At 54.8% G+C, this 14480-nt stretch carries 15 protein-coding genes; 9 read left to right on the top strand and 6 right to left on the bottom strand.

All coding sequences use genetic code 11. The features are described 5' to 3' along the window. Positions 1-74: 74 nt before the first annotated feature. Positions 75-440 (bottom strand): glycine cleavage system protein GcvH, encoded by a 366-nt coding sequence (gene gcvH / locus ACR0CA_RS13020; protein WP_170775892.1) that lies wholly within the window; start codon positions 438-440, stop codon positions 75-77. An 18-nt stretch (positions 441-458) separates the two neighbouring features. Then, a complete protein-coding gene (gene gcvT, locus ACR0CA_RS13015; protein WP_480899447.1) occupies positions 459-1553 on the bottom strand; it encodes a glycine cleavage system aminomethyltransferase GcvT in 1095 nt (364 codons plus the stop codon). 349 nt (positions 1554-1902) lie between these two features. Between gcvT and ACR0CA_RS13010 the strand changes: the two genes are divergently transcribed. Genes ACR0CA_RS13010 through ACR0CA_RS12990 form a run of 5 tightly spaced genes read left to right on the top strand, consistent with a single transcriptional unit; the run spans position 1903 to position 5661 of the window. Then, positions 1903-2553 (top strand): histidine phosphatase family protein, encoded by a 651-nt coding sequence (locus tag ACR0CA_RS13010; protein ID WP_170791769.1) that lies wholly within the window; start codon positions 1903-1905, stop codon positions 2551-2553. Between the two features lie 11 nt (positions 2554-2564). Continuing rightward, positions 2565-3179 carry a glutathione S-transferase family protein gene (locus ACR0CA_RS13005; protein ID WP_480899445.1) on the top strand — a complete coding sequence of 205 codons (615 nt, stop codon included), beginning with the start codon at positions 2565-2567 and terminating at the stop codon, positions 3177-3179. A 13-nt stretch (positions 3180-3192) separates the two neighbouring features. Then, positions 3193-4236: a saccharopine dehydrogenase gene (locus tag ACR0CA_RS13000; RefSeq protein WP_480861075.1), complete on the top strand. Its 1044-nt coding sequence runs from the start codon at positions 3193-3195 to the stop codon at positions 4234-4236. 12 nt (positions 4237-4248) lie between these two features. Next, on the top strand, positions 4249-4497 hold the full coding sequence (locus tag ACR0CA_RS12995) for a SemiSWEET family sugar transporter (RefSeq protein ID WP_480899443.1): 249 nt from the start codon (positions 4249-4251) through the stop codon (positions 4495-4497). Positions 4498-4518: 21 nt separating this feature from the next. Next, complete coding sequence (locus tag ACR0CA_RS12990; protein ID WP_480899441.1) at positions 4519-5661, top strand: saccharopine dehydrogenase family protein; 1143 nt, start codon at positions 4519-4521, stop codon at positions 5659-5661. Between the two features lie 43 nt (positions 5662-5704). Here the strand turns inward: ACR0CA_RS12990 and ACR0CA_RS12985 are convergent, their stop codons facing one another. The 4 genes from ACR0CA_RS12985 to ACR0CA_RS12970 all read right to left on the bottom strand — a co-directional run bounded on the left by ACR0CA_RS12985 (position 5705) and on the right by ACR0CA_RS12970 (position 9967). Continuing rightward, positions 5705-5908, bottom strand: a complete 204-nt coding sequence (locus ACR0CA_RS12985) for a hypothetical protein (RefSeq protein ID WP_170775824.1) — start codon at positions 5906-5908, stop codon at positions 5705-5707. 48 nt (positions 5909-5956) lie between these two features. Next, complete coding sequence (locus tag ACR0CA_RS12980; RefSeq protein WP_480899439.1) at positions 5957-6184, bottom strand: DUF1127 domain-containing protein; 228 nt, start codon at positions 6182-6184, stop codon at positions 5957-5959. A gap of 432 nt (positions 6185-6616) precedes the next feature. Beyond that, the gene (locus tag ACR0CA_RS12975; RefSeq protein WP_480899437.1) at positions 6617-7660 is read right to left on the bottom strand and encodes a formylglycine-generating enzyme family protein; all 1044 of its coding nucleotides are present in this window, start codon (positions 7658-7660) and stop codon (positions 6617-6619) included. 450 nt (positions 7661-8110) lie between these two features. Then, on the bottom strand, positions 8111-9967 hold the full coding sequence (locus tag ACR0CA_RS12970; RefSeq protein WP_480899625.1) for an SLC13 family permease: 1857 nt from the start codon (positions 9965-9967) through the stop codon (positions 8111-8113). 522 nt (positions 9968-10489) lie between these two features. Here ACR0CA_RS12970 and ACR0CA_RS12965 point away from each other — a divergent pair. The 4 genes from ACR0CA_RS12965 (at position 10490) to ACR0CA_RS12950 (ending at position 14129) form a co-directional block, all read left to right on the top strand. After that, positions 10490-10816, top strand: a complete 327-nt coding sequence (locus ACR0CA_RS12965) for a potassium channel family protein (RefSeq protein ID WP_170775830.1) — start codon at positions 10490-10492, stop codon at positions 10814-10816. Positions 10817-10991: 175 nt separating this feature from the next. Next, positions 10992-12071, top strand: coding sequence for an AI-2E family transporter (locus tag ACR0CA_RS12960; protein WP_170787525.1), 1080 nt, complete (start codon positions 10992-10994; stop codon positions 12069-12071). Continuing rightward, entirely contained in the window at positions 12068-13132 is a 1065-nt protein-coding gene (locus ACR0CA_RS12955) for an HlyD family secretion protein (protein WP_480899434.1), read from the top strand. The genes ACR0CA_RS12960 and ACR0CA_RS12955 overlap by 4 nt, the downstream gene beginning before the upstream one ends. Beyond that, entirely contained in the window at positions 13122-14129 is a 1008-nt protein-coding gene (locus tag ACR0CA_RS12950; protein WP_480552994.1) for a DUF2955 domain-containing protein, read from the top strand. Before ACR0CA_RS12955 ends, ACR0CA_RS12950 begins: the two co-directional genes overlap by 11 nt. Positions 14130-14480 lie beyond the last annotated feature (351 nt).

Here is a 14480-nt window from a genome sequence, read left to right as displayed (position 1 = left end):
GCAGGCCTCCGATACATCATCACGAGCCGGTTCGGCCCGAACGGGCGAAGCCCTGTACAGGGCCCCGGTCTGGATCAGCCGATGAAGGCCTTGTAGCCAGCTTCGTCCATCAGATCTTCGAGTTGCGACGCGTCCGCGATCTTGATCTTGTAGATCCACGCCTCACCCTCGGGGTCTTCGTTCAGCGCGCCGGGATTGTCGGCCAGTGCTTCGTTGACCTCGGTGATCTCGCCATCCACCGGCGCATAGAGTTCCGAGGCCGCCTTGACGGATTCGATCACGCCGATCTCGCCGTCTTTCTCGAACTCGTCACCCACTTCCTGCTGTTCCACGAAGACCACATCGCCCAGCTGCTCGGCGGCGTGCTTGGTGATGCCCAGCGTGGCCGTGTCGCCGTCCACATCCAGCCATTCATGTTCTTCGGAATAATAGGTTGCCATGGTCTTTCTCTCCTGACTTCAACGCTTGTAATTCTGGGTGACGAAGGGCAGCGCCACAACCTCGGCCGGTTGCGGCTTGCCCCGGATGATCAGGTTGACCACCTCGCCGGGCGCGCCATGGCCCGCCACCACATAGCCCATCGCCACCGGTCCGCCCACCGTGGGGCCAAACCCGCCCGAGGTGATCTGGCCAATGCTATTGCCCTCGGCGCATTGGATTTCCACGCCCTGACGTGCAGGCGCTCGACCTGTCGGCTTGATGCCCACCAGCTTGCGTGCAGGCCCGTCGGCCAGTTCCTTTTGGATACGCGCAGCGCCGGGAAAGCCGCCCTCCTCCTTGCGGCGCTTCTGGATTGCCCAAGCCAACGAAGCTTCGATCGGAGAGGTGCTCTGGTCGATGTCATTGCCGTAAAGACACAGCCCCGCCTCCAGCCGCAGGCTGTCGCGCGCGCCCAGACCGGCGGCTTCACAATCCTCATGCGCCAGGAACGCGCGGGTCACTTCTATGGCCTTGTCCTCGGGGATCGAGATCTCGTACCCGTCCTCACCGGTGTAACCCAGGCGTGAGATACGGCATTCAACGCCGTTGATATCCGCCACCGTGGTTTCCATGAACTTCAGATCGCGGGCAGCGGGGCAGAGTTCGCCCACCACATCCTCGGCCTTGGGGCCTTGCACTGCTACCAGCGCGCGGTCGAAGATCTCGATCACCTCGACGCCGTCCAGATGTTCGCGCATATGCGGAATGTCCTGATGCCGCAGCGCCGCGTTCACCACCACAAAGTAATGGTCCCCCGCATTCGACACGATCAGGTCATCCATGATCCCGCCGTCTTCGTTCGTAAAAAAACCGTAGCGCGCTTTGCCCTCTTTCAGCGTCGCAAAAGCCTGCGGGCACAAAGCTTCCAGCTTCTCCCCCACATTCTCACCGCGCAGAATCACCTGACCCATATGGCTGACGTCAAACACCGCAGCCCTCTCGCGACACTGCGAATGCTCACCCATAATCCCCAAAGAATACTGAACAGGCATCTCCCACCCAGCAAAATCAACCATCTTCCCGCCCAACTCAACATGCAAGTCATACAAAGGCGTGCGCCGCGGTAATGTCATATCTATAACCTTTCAAAACCTGGCATCCCGTATCGCCGCGTTATTTGCGCTGGTCGCTCAACATGATCCCACCACAAGCTTCCGAGGTCTCAGCCGCAAGTCAACAACCTTAAACACAAGACCCAACTCGGCAGGTGAAACCAGAGGTGTATACGGGCGCATACAGCAGTTTTGTAGCGTATAGGAAACTTTTTTCCGTTACGCAACACTTGAAATTGCCAATGCAACCCAAGTCATTTCTGCTTTCCCGCAAAGCGCGCGCCAAAGGGTGAAATTCCCTGGTTCAAGTCCGAAGCCTCTGGTCCCTCGGTTCAAGCTGTCATAAGACTTCGCCCCGGAAGGGACGGACATGTCACATATAACTCTGATACGCCACGGTCAGGCCAATACCGCCGCGCGGGACGAAGCTGATTACGACAAGCTGAGCGAACTGGGACATCAGCAAGCGCGTTGGCTGGGGGCGCATCTGCGCGACACACAAGCCAACTTTCCTCGGGTCTATTCAGGAACGCTGAAACGCCATTTGGAAACAGCGGCCAGCATGGGTTTTCCGAACCCCGTGCAAGATCCGCGTTTGAACGAGATCGAGTATTTCAACATCGCCAAGCTCTATGAAACACAACACAACGTGGCCGTGCCCACAGACCGCGAAGGGTTTGTGGAACACCTGCCCCGCACATTCGCCGCGTGGGCGAGTGGTGAAATCGCCAACGCACCAGAAACGTTTGAGACCTTCGAAACCCGCGTGCGCGACGCTCTGCACGATATTGGAACCGCAGGGGGCCCGGCGATTGTGGTGACATCAGGCGGGCTGATCTCGATGGTCGTGCGGCAGGCGATGGGGCTGGATATCCCGGCGATGGCGCGTGTGGCGCTTGCCATCATGAATACGTCGATGCATCGTCTGCACCCAATTGGTGCGCAGCTGAGCCCGGTGCTGTTCAATGCAGTGCCGCATCTGGAAGCACCCGATCGGCAATACGCCCAGACCCACCTGTAAGGAGGCCCTTCATGCAGCTTTACTATGCCCCCCGTACGATTTCAGTCGCCGTGGCCATCGCCTTGGAAGAGGCCGGGCTGGAATACGAGGCGATCAAGCTGGATTTCGCAGGCGGTGAGCAGACCAAACCCGCCTACAAGCAAATCAACCCTAAGGGTCGTGTGCCAGCGCTGGTAGTAGACGGAGGTATCCTGACTGAAACGGGCGCACTGTTGGACTATATCGCAACCATAGCGCCCGAGGCCGGGCTTGTGCCCACTGATCCGATCATGGCCGCGCGGATGCGCGAGGTGATGTACTACCTTGCCTCGACCATGCATGTGAACCACGCCCACAAGATGCGCGGGGCGCGGTGGGCTGACAAGCAATCCAGCTGGAAAGACATGCAGGGTAAGGTAGCGCAGACGATGACCGCGTCCTGCGACTATATCTCCTCGAACGGGCTGCGTGGGCCTTTTGTACTGGGGGATGAGTTCTCGCTGGCGGACGCTTATCTGTATGTGGTCTGCAGTTGGCTCGAGGGCGACGGCGTTGACGTTACAGCCTTTCCCAAGATTATCGCGTTCCGAGACGCGATGGAGGCGCGGGCATCGGTGCAGACCGTACGCGCTGCCGGAATGCTCTGAAAAAGGAACGACGATGACACATCTCTGGGTCCGGGCAGAACAGCGCCCGAACGAAGAACGGGTTGGGCTTACCCCCGAAGGCGCCGCAGCTTTGATCGCCGCAGGCATCCGCGTGACGGTCGAGGAAAGCTCGGTCCGCGCCATCCCGCTGGACGGATATAAGGCGGCCGGGTGTGAGGTCGCAGCTGAGAACTCCTGGCCCCAAGCCCCGCTGGACGCGATAATCTTTGGCCTTAAAGAACTGCCAGAGGACGGCACGCCCCTGCCCCATCGCCATATCATGTTCGGCCATGCTTATAAGGGCCAGCATTCTGGACGCGCCCTATTAGAGCGCTTCAAGACCGGGGGCGGAACGCTTTATGATTTGGAATATCTGGTCGACGAAGACGGCCGCCGGGTCGCTGCCTTTGGCTATTGGGCCGGTTATGCGGGTGCGGCGGTGACACTGAAAACATGGGCTGCGCAGCAGCGGGGGCAGGAATGCCCTCCGGTCGGGGTGTACACCAACAAAGACGCGCTGAACGCCGAGTTGCTGGCCGAGCTGGACGCCACGGGCACCCGCCCCCGTGCTATCGTCATCGGCGCCTTGGGCCGCGTGGGCACGGGTGCTGCGGATTTGTGCGAGGCGATGGGAGTCGCTGTTACAAAGTGGGACATGGCCGAGACCGCCAGCGGTGGACCCTTCCCCGAGATCCTCGACCATGATCTGTTCCTGAACTGCATCTTCGCTCGCCCCGGCACGCCGATCTTTGTCCCGCGCGAGGCGCTCAGCGCACAGCGCAACCTGACCGCCATCGGAGACGTGGCCTGCGATCCGGACAGCGACTATAACCCAGTGCCAGTCTATGACCGGGCGACCACATGGGACGCCCCCGCGCTGCGCGTGGCCACCGACCCGGTGATGGACGTGATGGCCATCGACAACCTGCCCTCGATGCTGCCGGTCGAAAGCTCGGAAGACTATGCCACGCAACTGCTGCCCTCCCTGCTGACCCTGACCGATCTGGACAGCGGCGTCTGGGGCCGCGCACGGGCCGAATTCGTCAAACATTGTTAGGCAAGGCGAACCATGGAACACCTGATCGGGGCAACAGCGGCAATTTTGGGAACAGTATGCTGGTTGCCTCAAACTTTCAAAACTTGGCGCACCCGCGAAACAAAAGACCTGTCCCTTCCCGCCAACTTGCTGATTCTGACCACGCTGACACTGTGGCTGATCTATGGGCTGATGATCGCTGCGTGGCCGTTGATCCTTGGCAATGTGATATCGATCCTGCTTGTCGGTGCGATTGTAACTGCGAAACTTAAATTCGGCTGAAAGCCAAAAAGGAGCATACGAATGACCATCCATTGGTGTGGCACCGGCCTGTCGGCCATCCCCGGCCTGCGCCGCCTGATCGAGGGCGGTCACAAAGTCACCGTCTGGAACCGGACCATCGACAAGGCCAAGGCTGAGGTCGGCGACCTGACGGATGAAATTCGCGCATTTAACATAGACGCTTTGGGCGCGGTGTTGGAAAAGGGCGATGTGATCGTATCCATGCTACCCGGCGACTGGCATGTACCGCTGGCCGAATTGGCGATCTCCAAAGGCGCGAACTTTGTGTCGTCATCCTATATCGCCCCCGAAATGCGCGCGCTGGATTACAAGGCGCGCGAAGCGGGTGTTACCATTGTCAACGAGGTCGGGCTGGATCCGGGCATCGATCACCTGATGGCGCACGCATTGGTCGCTGACTACCGCGCCTCGGATGCTTTTGACGCGCAAAACCACCTGAGCTTCATCTCCTATTGCGGCGGCATCCCCAAAAACCCCAACCCGTTCCGCTATAAATTCAGCTGGTCGCCTCTGGGCGTTCTGAAAGCCCTGCGGTCGCCGTCAAAATCCATCCGCGACTACGCGCCGCTGGACGTTGCCCGCCCGTGGGATGCCATCACCAGCTATATTGCACCGCTACCCGCTCCCGAAAGCTTTGAGGTCTATCCCAACCGGGATTCTCTGCCGTTCATGGCCGAGTACCAGTTCGACGATCACTGGACCGTCAAGGAATTCGTCCGCGGCACCCTGCGCCTGAACGGCTGGGCTGATGCCTGGTCGGACGTATTTACCGAGATCGAGACCCTCTCGGGCCCCGAAGGCGATGCGCGTTTGAAAGAGATGTCGGATCAGTTCTGGGCCGAGAACGCCTATGACGAGGGCGAGCCCGACCGCGTGGTTCTGTGCGTGAGCCTGAAGGCCGAGAAGGACGGCATTCCTGTCTGGCACAAAACCTATGTCATGGACGCGTGGGGCGACGCGCGCGGCACGGCGATGGCGCGCCTCGTCTCAGTGCCGGTGTCACTGGCCGTCGAAGCAGTTCTGAACCGGGCCGTTCCGGCCGGGGTTCACGCGGCACCCAGTGACCCGAAACTCGTGGAAACATGGATGGCCGAGATCGACAGGCTGGCACAGCACCTACAGATAGAGACCCACTGCAACTGACCGTTCAGCTTGAAAAGCCGCTACCCAACCCTGCGTGATGCGGTCAGATATACCTGTCGATCGTTGTTTCAATATCGCTGCGATTGATCCCTAACTCTGAGAGTTTGCGATCACTGAACCCGTCCAGATATTGTGCGGCACGAACGATATCGGCTCTGATCGCCTGGATCCTCATCGCTCTGTCGAACAGCAACAATGCGCTTTCGGCCGGGGTCAGCCTGCCATTCAATGAAACGTCATCAAACATATTCAGGGTCCTTCCTTCTTTGCTACTTTGAGCTGGGCGAGGGCCATGTCAGTCGTGGTAAGAAACGCCGCGATAGACACTTTGGTAAGCGCGCTGTTTGATCTCGGCGCGCGGGACGCCGATATCCGCCAACTGTGCATCATTCAGGCTTTCCAACTCCCGCACGGTCTTTGCGAAAATCCGCCGCCGAAAGAGCTCGGTCCGTGCCTCTGCATAGTCTGCTATCATCCCGGCAAAAACGTTTTTCGGCGCTGGGGCGGCATGAGTATTGGCCATGGTAATTCCTCCAATTCCTAGTGTCCTGTTGATGTCGTACAACAGATAAAGGAGGCGGAAGTTAAGGCTGCTATTCTGAACGATTAAGGAAAGTTTAGGCGAAACTGAAAGCATGTTTTCGCTTTGTCTGACGGTGTCAATCTAAGCAGAACGAGATGCGTTCAGAAATTCTCTATCCCTTTTTTGGGACTATGAATTGACGTCGTTGCGCTGTGCCTTTTTCCAGTTTTTCTGAAATCTCTTCCTCGGTCGCCTCAGTCTTTGGGATTATGTTCGAGGGGAGATTGATGCGATCACGTGAGCCAGAAAACGTGACCTTAGGTGGTTGTCCGTACAGGTTCCCCTAAGCTCGTTGGAAGCCCCGCAAATGGACCAATTACTGTGTGGGGATCTCTGTCACCATGGACTCAAGTCATATTAACTCTCCAAAATTTAGTCGTAATAATTCAATTCTCTGAGTACACGGAACCCAACTGCATTCCGCCGACTCGTTTCATAGCCTCTTCCACGAGAAGCCGTACGCGCATAGTCCATTGCAAAGCGGTAAGCTCCTCCACGAGTTACTCTTAGTTCGCAATCTAAAAGTTCCGCTTCGACCAAATAACGGCTGGACGTCCGCCACCCTTCGTATCTCTTGGACCAACAAGACATCGTCAATTCCGCAACATTGCCTGACATATGCCTTAGCCCCCACGCGTTCGCGGCATTGAGTTGGTCAACCTGTACAGGTAGCCGGCGTGAGACCAGATCATGGCGATCTACTCCCAACATCTTCGCGGTCGCGGAACCGCTAAAGTTTGCCTGATCAGTAGAAACCTCTTCGCCCTGGGCAAAGGACGTCTGAGTTCCCGCCCGCGCGGCGTATTCCCATTCAGCCTCGGTTGGCAGCCGATAGACCTCGGCTCCAACCTTTTGATTAAGCCAATTCGTATAACTAATCGCATCTTCAAACGAGACGTAGATAACCGGGAAATTTCCGGTCAATGACACACAGGAACCATCGATCTGAGGAATACAATTTTGCGGAACGATCCCGCCACAGCCCCCATCTTGGACACACGCCATCCATTGATCGTAGGTTACTTGGTTGCGCCCCATTGCAATTGGAATGTCGATTTCTACACGGTGAACCGGACCCTCATGTTTTGCGATGTAAGGAGCCTCCGGCGTAGCGGTACGCGTTTTTCCATCAGCAAAATACTTGGTTCGCCGAGATTCCCCTGGAGGCCCACCCATCATGAACTCACCCTCGGTAAGCGCGATCATCTCGGGGCAGACATCGCATTCCTGGAACATCTCAAGCGGCGCGACGGTCGTGCCGTCCTCTAATTGATGTTCCGCAGAAAACACCGTCGCCGCAACAGTCAGAAGCCCAGCTATGAGGAGTGCTTGTTCCACTGCCCTAGAGCAGTGTTCAGCCCTTTGGCCAAAGTCAAACGGAAGAGATGCCCAAATAGAAAACAATAGTGAATACATACTCGCCACCCAACACAATCAGTCTCTGTTGAAAATACTAATTCTGATTCAACTAGTTGATTAGCTAGTCATGAACCGATGAGCCTCACAAAACCGTTACTCATAGTGAAATTGTTAGTGAGGAGAAAACCGGACCTTAAGCGCCGGGATCCGTGTCTGCCATCCAACTGGCTTTTCGGACGTTCAACGGGACGCAAAATAGCAATCCGTTTGAAGGTCGGGACCGAATTTGTTGTGACCCGCGTGCTTTTCAATTCGGGTTTGAAATTTGCAATGCAATTGACGCACCGAGCGTGCCAAACCCGTGAAAGTTCTCGGCTAAAAAAGACAGATTGGGCATGGGCGAGTTCAGATGACCAGTGAAACCCGGTAAGCGGCAAAAAGTTAAAACCGGCATCGTTAGGTTTTGGTTTGATGCCTAAAGTTTGATATCTGTTCCCGTCAGTCGGTTCAGAAAATCACATTGAGCATCACCAAGGAAACCAACAAAAACAGGACGGTCATGATGCCCCCGGAACGCACAAAGTCCATTACCTTGTAACCCGCGGGCCCCATAATCAGTGCGTTTACCTGATGAGTCGGAATGATGAAGCTGTTCGAGGTCGAGATTGCAACTGTTAGCGCAAAGGCCGCAGGGTTTCCGCCGGCAGCTACGGCAATTGAAACAGCAAGGGGCACGAGCAGCACGGTTGCCCCGACATTCGACATAACCAGGGAAAACGCGGTGGCCAATATTGCGACACCGGCTTGAAGCGCCCAAATCGGCCAACCGTTCAAAATGATCATGATTTGCTGGGCGATCCAAGCTGCGGTGCCGGTATTTTGCACCGCCTGCCCCAGAGGTATCAGGCATGCCAACAGGAAAACCGTGTTCCATCCGACTGCCCTGTATGCCTCATCGACACTGAGTACCCGCGTGAGCATCATTCCAGCGGCGCCCGTCAGAAGGCAAAGGGACAAGCGAACGTCGGTGAACAGTATCAGCGACAGCGATATTGCAAAGAAGGCCAAAGCCCAACCGACCTTCTGAGGCCGTAGCTCATCTTGCGGAAAATCTGTTGTCACAACCACGAAGTCTGGATCCTTTTTGACCCGCATCAGGTTGTCCCACTTCGTATGCGCGACAAGCATGTCGCCTGCGTGAAACTCTTCAAGTCCGATCTGAGTGGACACGTGCGTATCAGTCTCGACGTGACTGAGAGTTTCTTCTCCTCGATGAATAGCAAGCAATGACATGCCGTACGTCTTTCGGAACAAAAGCTCGCGGGGGCATTTCCCAATCAGCTTGCTATCAGGTGTCACGACGACTTCGGCTATTCCGGCATTGGTTGGCGCAAACTCTTCTACGAAGATATCCAGTTCAGGAAGAACAGTCAGACCAAATTTCTCTGCAAACTGTTCGACAACCGAGCGGTTTCCTATGATGGCAAGCCGGCACGGAGCGGCAATCTCGGCGGTAAGAACTTGAACCATGGAAGTCTTACCGCGATAAAATGTGGATATTATGTAGAGATGATTTTCATGGTTGATGTCAGCCAGTATCTGCCCGACCAACGGGCTTTTTTCTGGCACGATCACTTCGAAAATATCCGCCTGCAAGCCGTAAACCCGTTGCAGGTATTCCTGCGTACCCTGTCCTGTGCCGGTGTTGTCGGACCCGGTGTCTTCAGGCAGCACCCAACGCCCAAACAGAAGAAAATAACCGATCCCGGTCAGGATTAAGGCCGCGCCAATTGGCGCTACCGAGAACAGCCCGAAGGGTTGGATTTTTTGGCCTTCAGGTAGCCCCTCGTTTGCAGTCTGGACCAGGTCGTTCAGCAAAATCAGCGGAGAAGACCCGACCATAGTCATCGTGCCGCCAAGAATGGCGCAAAACCCCATGGGCATCAGCAGGCGGGACAAGGGTATTCCCGACCTCGTAGAAATGCGGCTGACGACCGGCAAAAACAGCGCAGCCGCTCCGACATTCTGCATGAATGAGGATATGATGCCGACCGTTCCTGACACAATCGACAGGACCCGGCTTTCAGCCGTGCCGCCATATTTTAGAATGACCGCCGCAACCTTGTTCATGATACCAGTTTTATCCAATCCGGCACCGACGATCATGACCGCGATAATAGAAATCACAGCGTTCGACGCAAACCCATCGAACAGATGCGAAACATCCGCCAGGTTCTCAAGCCCGGGTACGTAGCTGAGAAGTCCGACGAGAACCAGAACCAGTATGGCGGAGAGGTCAATTCTGACAATTTCTGACACGAACAAGAAGACGGTGAAGGCCAACAAAACGCAAACCACACCCATCTCAAACGTAAAGGTAACTTGTTCCAAGGAGCCCACCGAGACTTGGATATTCTATTTAAAGTAAAAACCTAAACCATCGCGCCTACGCTGTCATGAAATTTCGCTTTTTGGCCAAGCTACGAAACAAAATTTCAGGGCAAAGTAAAAGGGTTTCGCTTCATGGTGAATGCGGGGAACCACGTTCCACCGTCGCCTGTAACAGAATACAGCCCGAACCGGACATTCAAAAACAGACTGTGCAGTCCCTGTTAGCGGACCCTACTGACATTGGGAAAGTGGATTTCGCCGATGCGGTATGAACTTGAAATTTCCGTTAGCCTTTCGTTGCAAGTGTCGCATTTCACCATTGCCGTCACTGCCGATAGAGTAACAACAGAACTGAGTAGTCCTAAAGCGGTTGGGCGAACAGTCGGTTACAATTTCCGCACGATACGCGCGGTGAGAGCGCACAAGATTTTCGGGCTAGTACGAAAAAATTCAAAAAATAGTATATATTTGTTTTTACCTTGATATTGTCGTTTTATGAATTCGATAGCCAGAATTACGCGAGGAATAGGCGTCGCCTTTAAAGATGGCAGGGTCAAAGGCCTTCTGGCCTTCACAACCGGTATGATCCTGTGGGCGTCTGTATTCTATCGCTATGTCGAAGGTTGGAGTTGGCTCGACTCCATCTACTTTTCTGTTGTGACAATATCGACTGTAGGGTTTGGCGACTTTTCTCCTGAAACCGCAGCAGGCAAAATCTTTACAATGTTCTACATCATCGTGGGGCTCGGCATTTTCGTGACTGCAGCGACCACGGTGGCGGATACAATCCTGTCCCAAGATGACACCAAAGGGGACGACTAATTTTTGCTCCAATGAGCCAACCCAATTTCATACGCAGGCTATACATCTACAGACCAGCCCTCTGAAATACGAATTTACAAGAGAATTCAGGTTGCTGCAGGTCCCTCCAATTTAAAAATATACATATTTCGTTTTTTGAGTGTAACATTCAGAAAACAAATATTGGAGGGATGGTATGGAAAAGACCCAGGACGCGAAGATTGTCGATCTCGCGATAAGACTGCTGTTTCTCGGACTATTCCTTTACAGCGCTTTGGTAATGGTGGCACCGCTGGCAAGCGTGGTGATCTGGGCGACGATCCTATGCGTCGCACTCTATCCAGTTTTCGATTGGCTACAGTCCAAGTTGGGCGGTCGGAAGAAACTTGCTACGACGATTTTGGTTTTGTTAGGTCTTCTTCTGACTTTGGGGCCGGTCGCAACAGCGGTATCAGGGGCAGCCGAGCTTGGATCTGAGTTTGCAGAGCAAGCTGACAGCGGCGAGCTAAAAGTCCCACCGGCACCAGAAGGGCTAAAAGAGCTGCCCCTGGTCGGCAACAAGATTTCTGAAGTTTGGGGCTTATTTGAACGAAACCTTGATGGCGCGCTTGCCAAATACGGCGCGCAGATTCTTGAGATCACCAAATCGCTGTTCGGACGGGTGCTAAGCATCGGACTTGGCCTCTTGGCACTGGCTTTGTCCGTCTTGATTATGGGTGCCTTGTTCAGCCCTGGCCCAAGTCTTGTGCAAGGCCTTCAGCGTTTTGCCAACCGAGTCTTTGCGCCCCGGGGCGGCGAATTCGTTACACTGGCAGGCGCGACGATCCGCAATGTGACAAAGGGTGTGATCGGCGTAGCTGCGATTCAGGCGGTCGTAGTTTGGGTATTGTTGGCGCTGTTCGGGATTGGTTCGGCCGCGACGCTGGCGTTTATTTGCCTAATCCTTTCGATTATCCAGATTGGACCCGGTTTGGTTCTTCTGCCAGTGGTCATCTACGCCTGGAGCACCATGTCCGGTGGCACAGCGTTGATCTTCACCGTACTGGCCGTTCCCGTAGCGATAATGGACAGCTTCCTAAGGCCAGTATTTATCTCAAAAGGCCTTGAGACACCTATGCTAGTCATCCTCATCGGTGTTCTCGGCGGCATGATGGCGTATGGCTTGATCGGAATTTTTATGGGGCCTGTTCTGTTCGCTGTATTCTATGAACTGTTCAAGGTCTGGATCGATGCGCCTGCAGAAGCCGAAAGTGAAGCTGAAGGAGCGGCGAAATGAGAAAGACGATTTGGACCACTTTGGCCGTCATTCTTATTTTCCTCGTCTGGTACCTTATCGCGGACCGCAAAACCCCGTTTACCGGGAATGCCAGAGTAAAGGCCGTCGCGACCCAAATTGTTCCACAGGTCACCGGTACAGTGACCGAAGTTCTTGTCGAAAATGGACAGGTTGTCTCGGCAGGTGATGTTCTGGTTCGGATTGACCCCAGGCCCTACGAAATTCAACGCGACAAGGCCGAAGCTGATCTGGAAGCCGCTACGCAGGAAGTGGGCGCATCCTCGGCAGAGGTGAGGGCTGCGCAAGCCAAATTGGCCCGGGCCCAGAGCGATCTGGATACGATGCGGATTCAAACAGAGCGCGTGTTTGCGCTGGAAAGAAAGGGATTGATCGCCGTCTCAAAAGCCGATGATGCCCGAGGTCAATTGGCAGAGTCTGAGGCAAGTTATGAGAACGCTAAAGCGGATTTGGAAAAAGCAAAGCAGAGGTTGGGTGACGACGGGATCGAAAATCCAAAAATACAACGCGCATTGGCAGCCTTGGCAGATGCAGAGCTAAACCTCGAGTGGACGGAACTTCGCGCTCCGGCGACGGGTGTCATATCCAATTTGTTGATAGCCCCTGGTACATACGCACGATCTGGTCAGGACCTTTTGACGTTCCTAGATGCAACCGACGTTTGGATTGAGGCGTATTTTACTGAAAACAACTTAGGCCGAGCTGCAATAGGTTCTCCTGTCGATGTCGTGTTGGATATGCATCCCGGTAAAATCGTCCCGGGTGTTATTGAGAGCTTCAGCGCGGCCGTATCTTTGAGCGGAGGCGATGAACCCGGCCAGTTGGCGAGCCCGCCAAGTACCAAAGGGTTTCTACGCGAACCAGAACGGTTCCCTGTTCGGATCGTGCTGCCGGGGTATGAGGCCGGAAGCGCCGAAGACGACCTACGCTTCCAACTTAACGGGCAGGCCGACGTGATCATGTATCTGAGCGACAATTCCCTGCTGAACATGGTCGGGCAGACCTATATCCGTTTGGTTTCGATTCTTTCCTATGCCTATTGAGGGCCGGAAATCCATTTTCAGGCTCGCCTTGGGTGTGACCGGCGTCTTTACCTTGGGCCTGTTTTTAGGATGGCCCTTGGCGGTTGTAGGGGCAGTTTTCACTGCGCTCTTCCTGCAAGCACCCGCTGCGCTGCCGTTGGCAGCATTCACCAAATTGTTTGTTTTCTCGATAGGATTGATGTTCATCTCATTTCTATTGTCGTCGATCTTCGCACCCTACCCAGTGGTATTCCTTATTCTGGTGGCCATCGGGATCATCCTGTCCTTCATGTGGTCAGTTTCAGGGGCTGGTGTTCTACCTGGTGTCATAGCGCTTATGGGGGCATTGATGATCCCGAACCTCGCCCTCCAATCGCAGGACCTGGCGCTTGTGCTCGTGTTCTGGATACCGATAAACCTGCTATTTGCAGGTTTCGTATCGACGCTGATGTTTGTGCTGATCCCAGCAGATCTTCAATCAGCCGCAGAGAAGAAAGCTGACGCGCCACCCGTATTTGATCCGCACCGGCGGATCGTCAGAATGTCACTTGTGACTGTGCCATTTGCCATGGTGTTTTTTCTATCTGGCGCATCTGCCCTATTGGTTCTGTTCTTCGTCGCCCTTTTGAGTCAGCAACTGGCAGCCATGCCTTCAATGGGTAAGACCGTCGCTAAAGCGATGTTGACAGCAAACCTGCTTGGAGCTGCGGTGTCGATCATCTGTTATGAAGTAAACGTGATCGCACCAGTTATTCTGACGCCAATTTTGTTATGTCTGTTCTTCTGCTTCACCCTCGGAGCGCTTGGAAAGTCTCAGGCCGCTCTCGCCGCGGCAGCCGGCTCGGCGTTGACGACTGTCCTGATCGTTTATGGTGGGTCGATTGCGCCATTTTCGGATGAGGCCGACGTCAAAAGTATTACGCGCGTTTTGCAAGTCGCAGGGGCCGCATTCTTCGTAATTGTCGCCTATGTCATAGTCGACGAGTTCTGGCCGGAGAGAGAAGTGCAGGTCGCTTGAGCTTAACTAGGTAAAGTGTTCAACCATCCAATAAAGCTACCAACTAGATAGCCCTTGGACATCAATGTCGCTTTTCAAGCGCGCATTGACAACTCGGGCAAATTTCTTTCGGATTCGAATTTACTATCAAGTTTTTGAACACAGCGACTTTCACGCTTTGCACTCTTGCGGCTCAAACGGACACTTTCTATTCTAGGCTCGTGTAGTTTGCATCTCTGGCCTTCATTGCAATGCGCACCAATGAGGGGTTTTTCCGCTGCCGCTCCAATGTTGCTAGTCTTGCACATGCGTTATCGGACCCGTCGATCCTCACAGGAGCTTTGGAGATCATCCGGGTCCTTATCGAACGGG

The organism is Ruegeria sp. F12 (genome assembly GCF_056533885.1).
This window is presented reverse-complemented; position numbering and strand designations above follow the sequence as displayed.

What these genes read in the sequence shown, in the direction of transcription:
- gcvH (WP_170775892.1), bottom strand. Translation starts at nt 440, where the DNA reads ATGGCAACCTATTATTCCGAAGAACATGAATGGCTGGATGTGGACGGC.
- gcvT (WP_480899447.1), bottom strand. Translation starts at nt 1,553, where the DNA reads ATGACATTACCGCGGCGCACGCCTTTGTATGACTTGCATGTTGAGTTG.
- ACR0CA_RS13010 (WP_170791769.1), top strand. Translation starts at nt 1,903, where the DNA reads ATGTCACATATAACTCTGATACGCCACGGTCAGGCCAATACCGCCGCG.
- ACR0CA_RS13005 (WP_480899445.1), top strand. Translation starts at nt 2,565, where the DNA reads ATGCAGCTTTACTATGCCCCCCGTACGATTTCAGTCGCCGTGGCCATC.
- ACR0CA_RS13000 (WP_480861075.1), top strand. Translation starts at nt 3,193, where the DNA reads ATGACACATCTCTGGGTCCGGGCAGAACAGCGCCCGAACGAAGAACGG.
- ACR0CA_RS12995 (WP_480899443.1), top strand. Translation starts at nt 4,249, where the DNA reads ATGGAACACCTGATCGGGGCAACAGCGGCAATTTTGGGAACAGTATGC.
- ACR0CA_RS12990 (WP_480899441.1), top strand. Translation starts at nt 4,519, where the DNA reads ATGACCATCCATTGGTGTGGCACCGGCCTGTCGGCCATCCCCGGCCTG.
- ACR0CA_RS12985 (WP_170775824.1), bottom strand. Translation starts at nt 5,908, where the DNA reads ATGTTTGATGACGTTTCATTGAATGGCAGGCTGACCCCGGCCGAAAGC.
- ACR0CA_RS12980 (WP_480899439.1), bottom strand. Translation starts at nt 6,184, where the DNA reads ATGGCCAATACTCATGCCGCCCCAGCGCCGAAAAACGTTTTTGCCGGG.
- ACR0CA_RS12975 (WP_480899437.1), bottom strand. Translation starts at nt 7,660, where the DNA reads ATGTATTCACTATTGTTTTCTATTTGGGCATCTCTTCCGTTTGACTTT.
- ACR0CA_RS12970 (WP_480899625.1), bottom strand. Translation starts at nt 9,967, where the DNA reads ATGGGTGTGGTTTGCGTTTTGTTGGCCTTCACCGTCTTCTTGTTCGTG.
- ACR0CA_RS12965 (WP_170775830.1), top strand. Translation starts at nt 10,490, where the DNA reads ATGAATTCGATAGCCAGAATTACGCGAGGAATAGGCGTCGCCTTTAAA.
- ACR0CA_RS12960 (WP_170787525.1), top strand. Translation starts at nt 10,992, where the DNA reads ATGGAAAAGACCCAGGACGCGAAGATTGTCGATCTCGCGATAAGACTG.
- ACR0CA_RS12955 (WP_480899434.1), top strand. Translation starts at nt 12,068, where the DNA reads ATGAGAAAGACGATTTGGACCACTTTGGCCGTCATTCTTATTTTCCTC.
- ACR0CA_RS12950 (WP_480552994.1), top strand. Translation starts at nt 13,122, where the DNA reads ATGCCTATTGAGGGCCGGAAATCCATTTTCAGGCTCGCCTTGGGTGTG.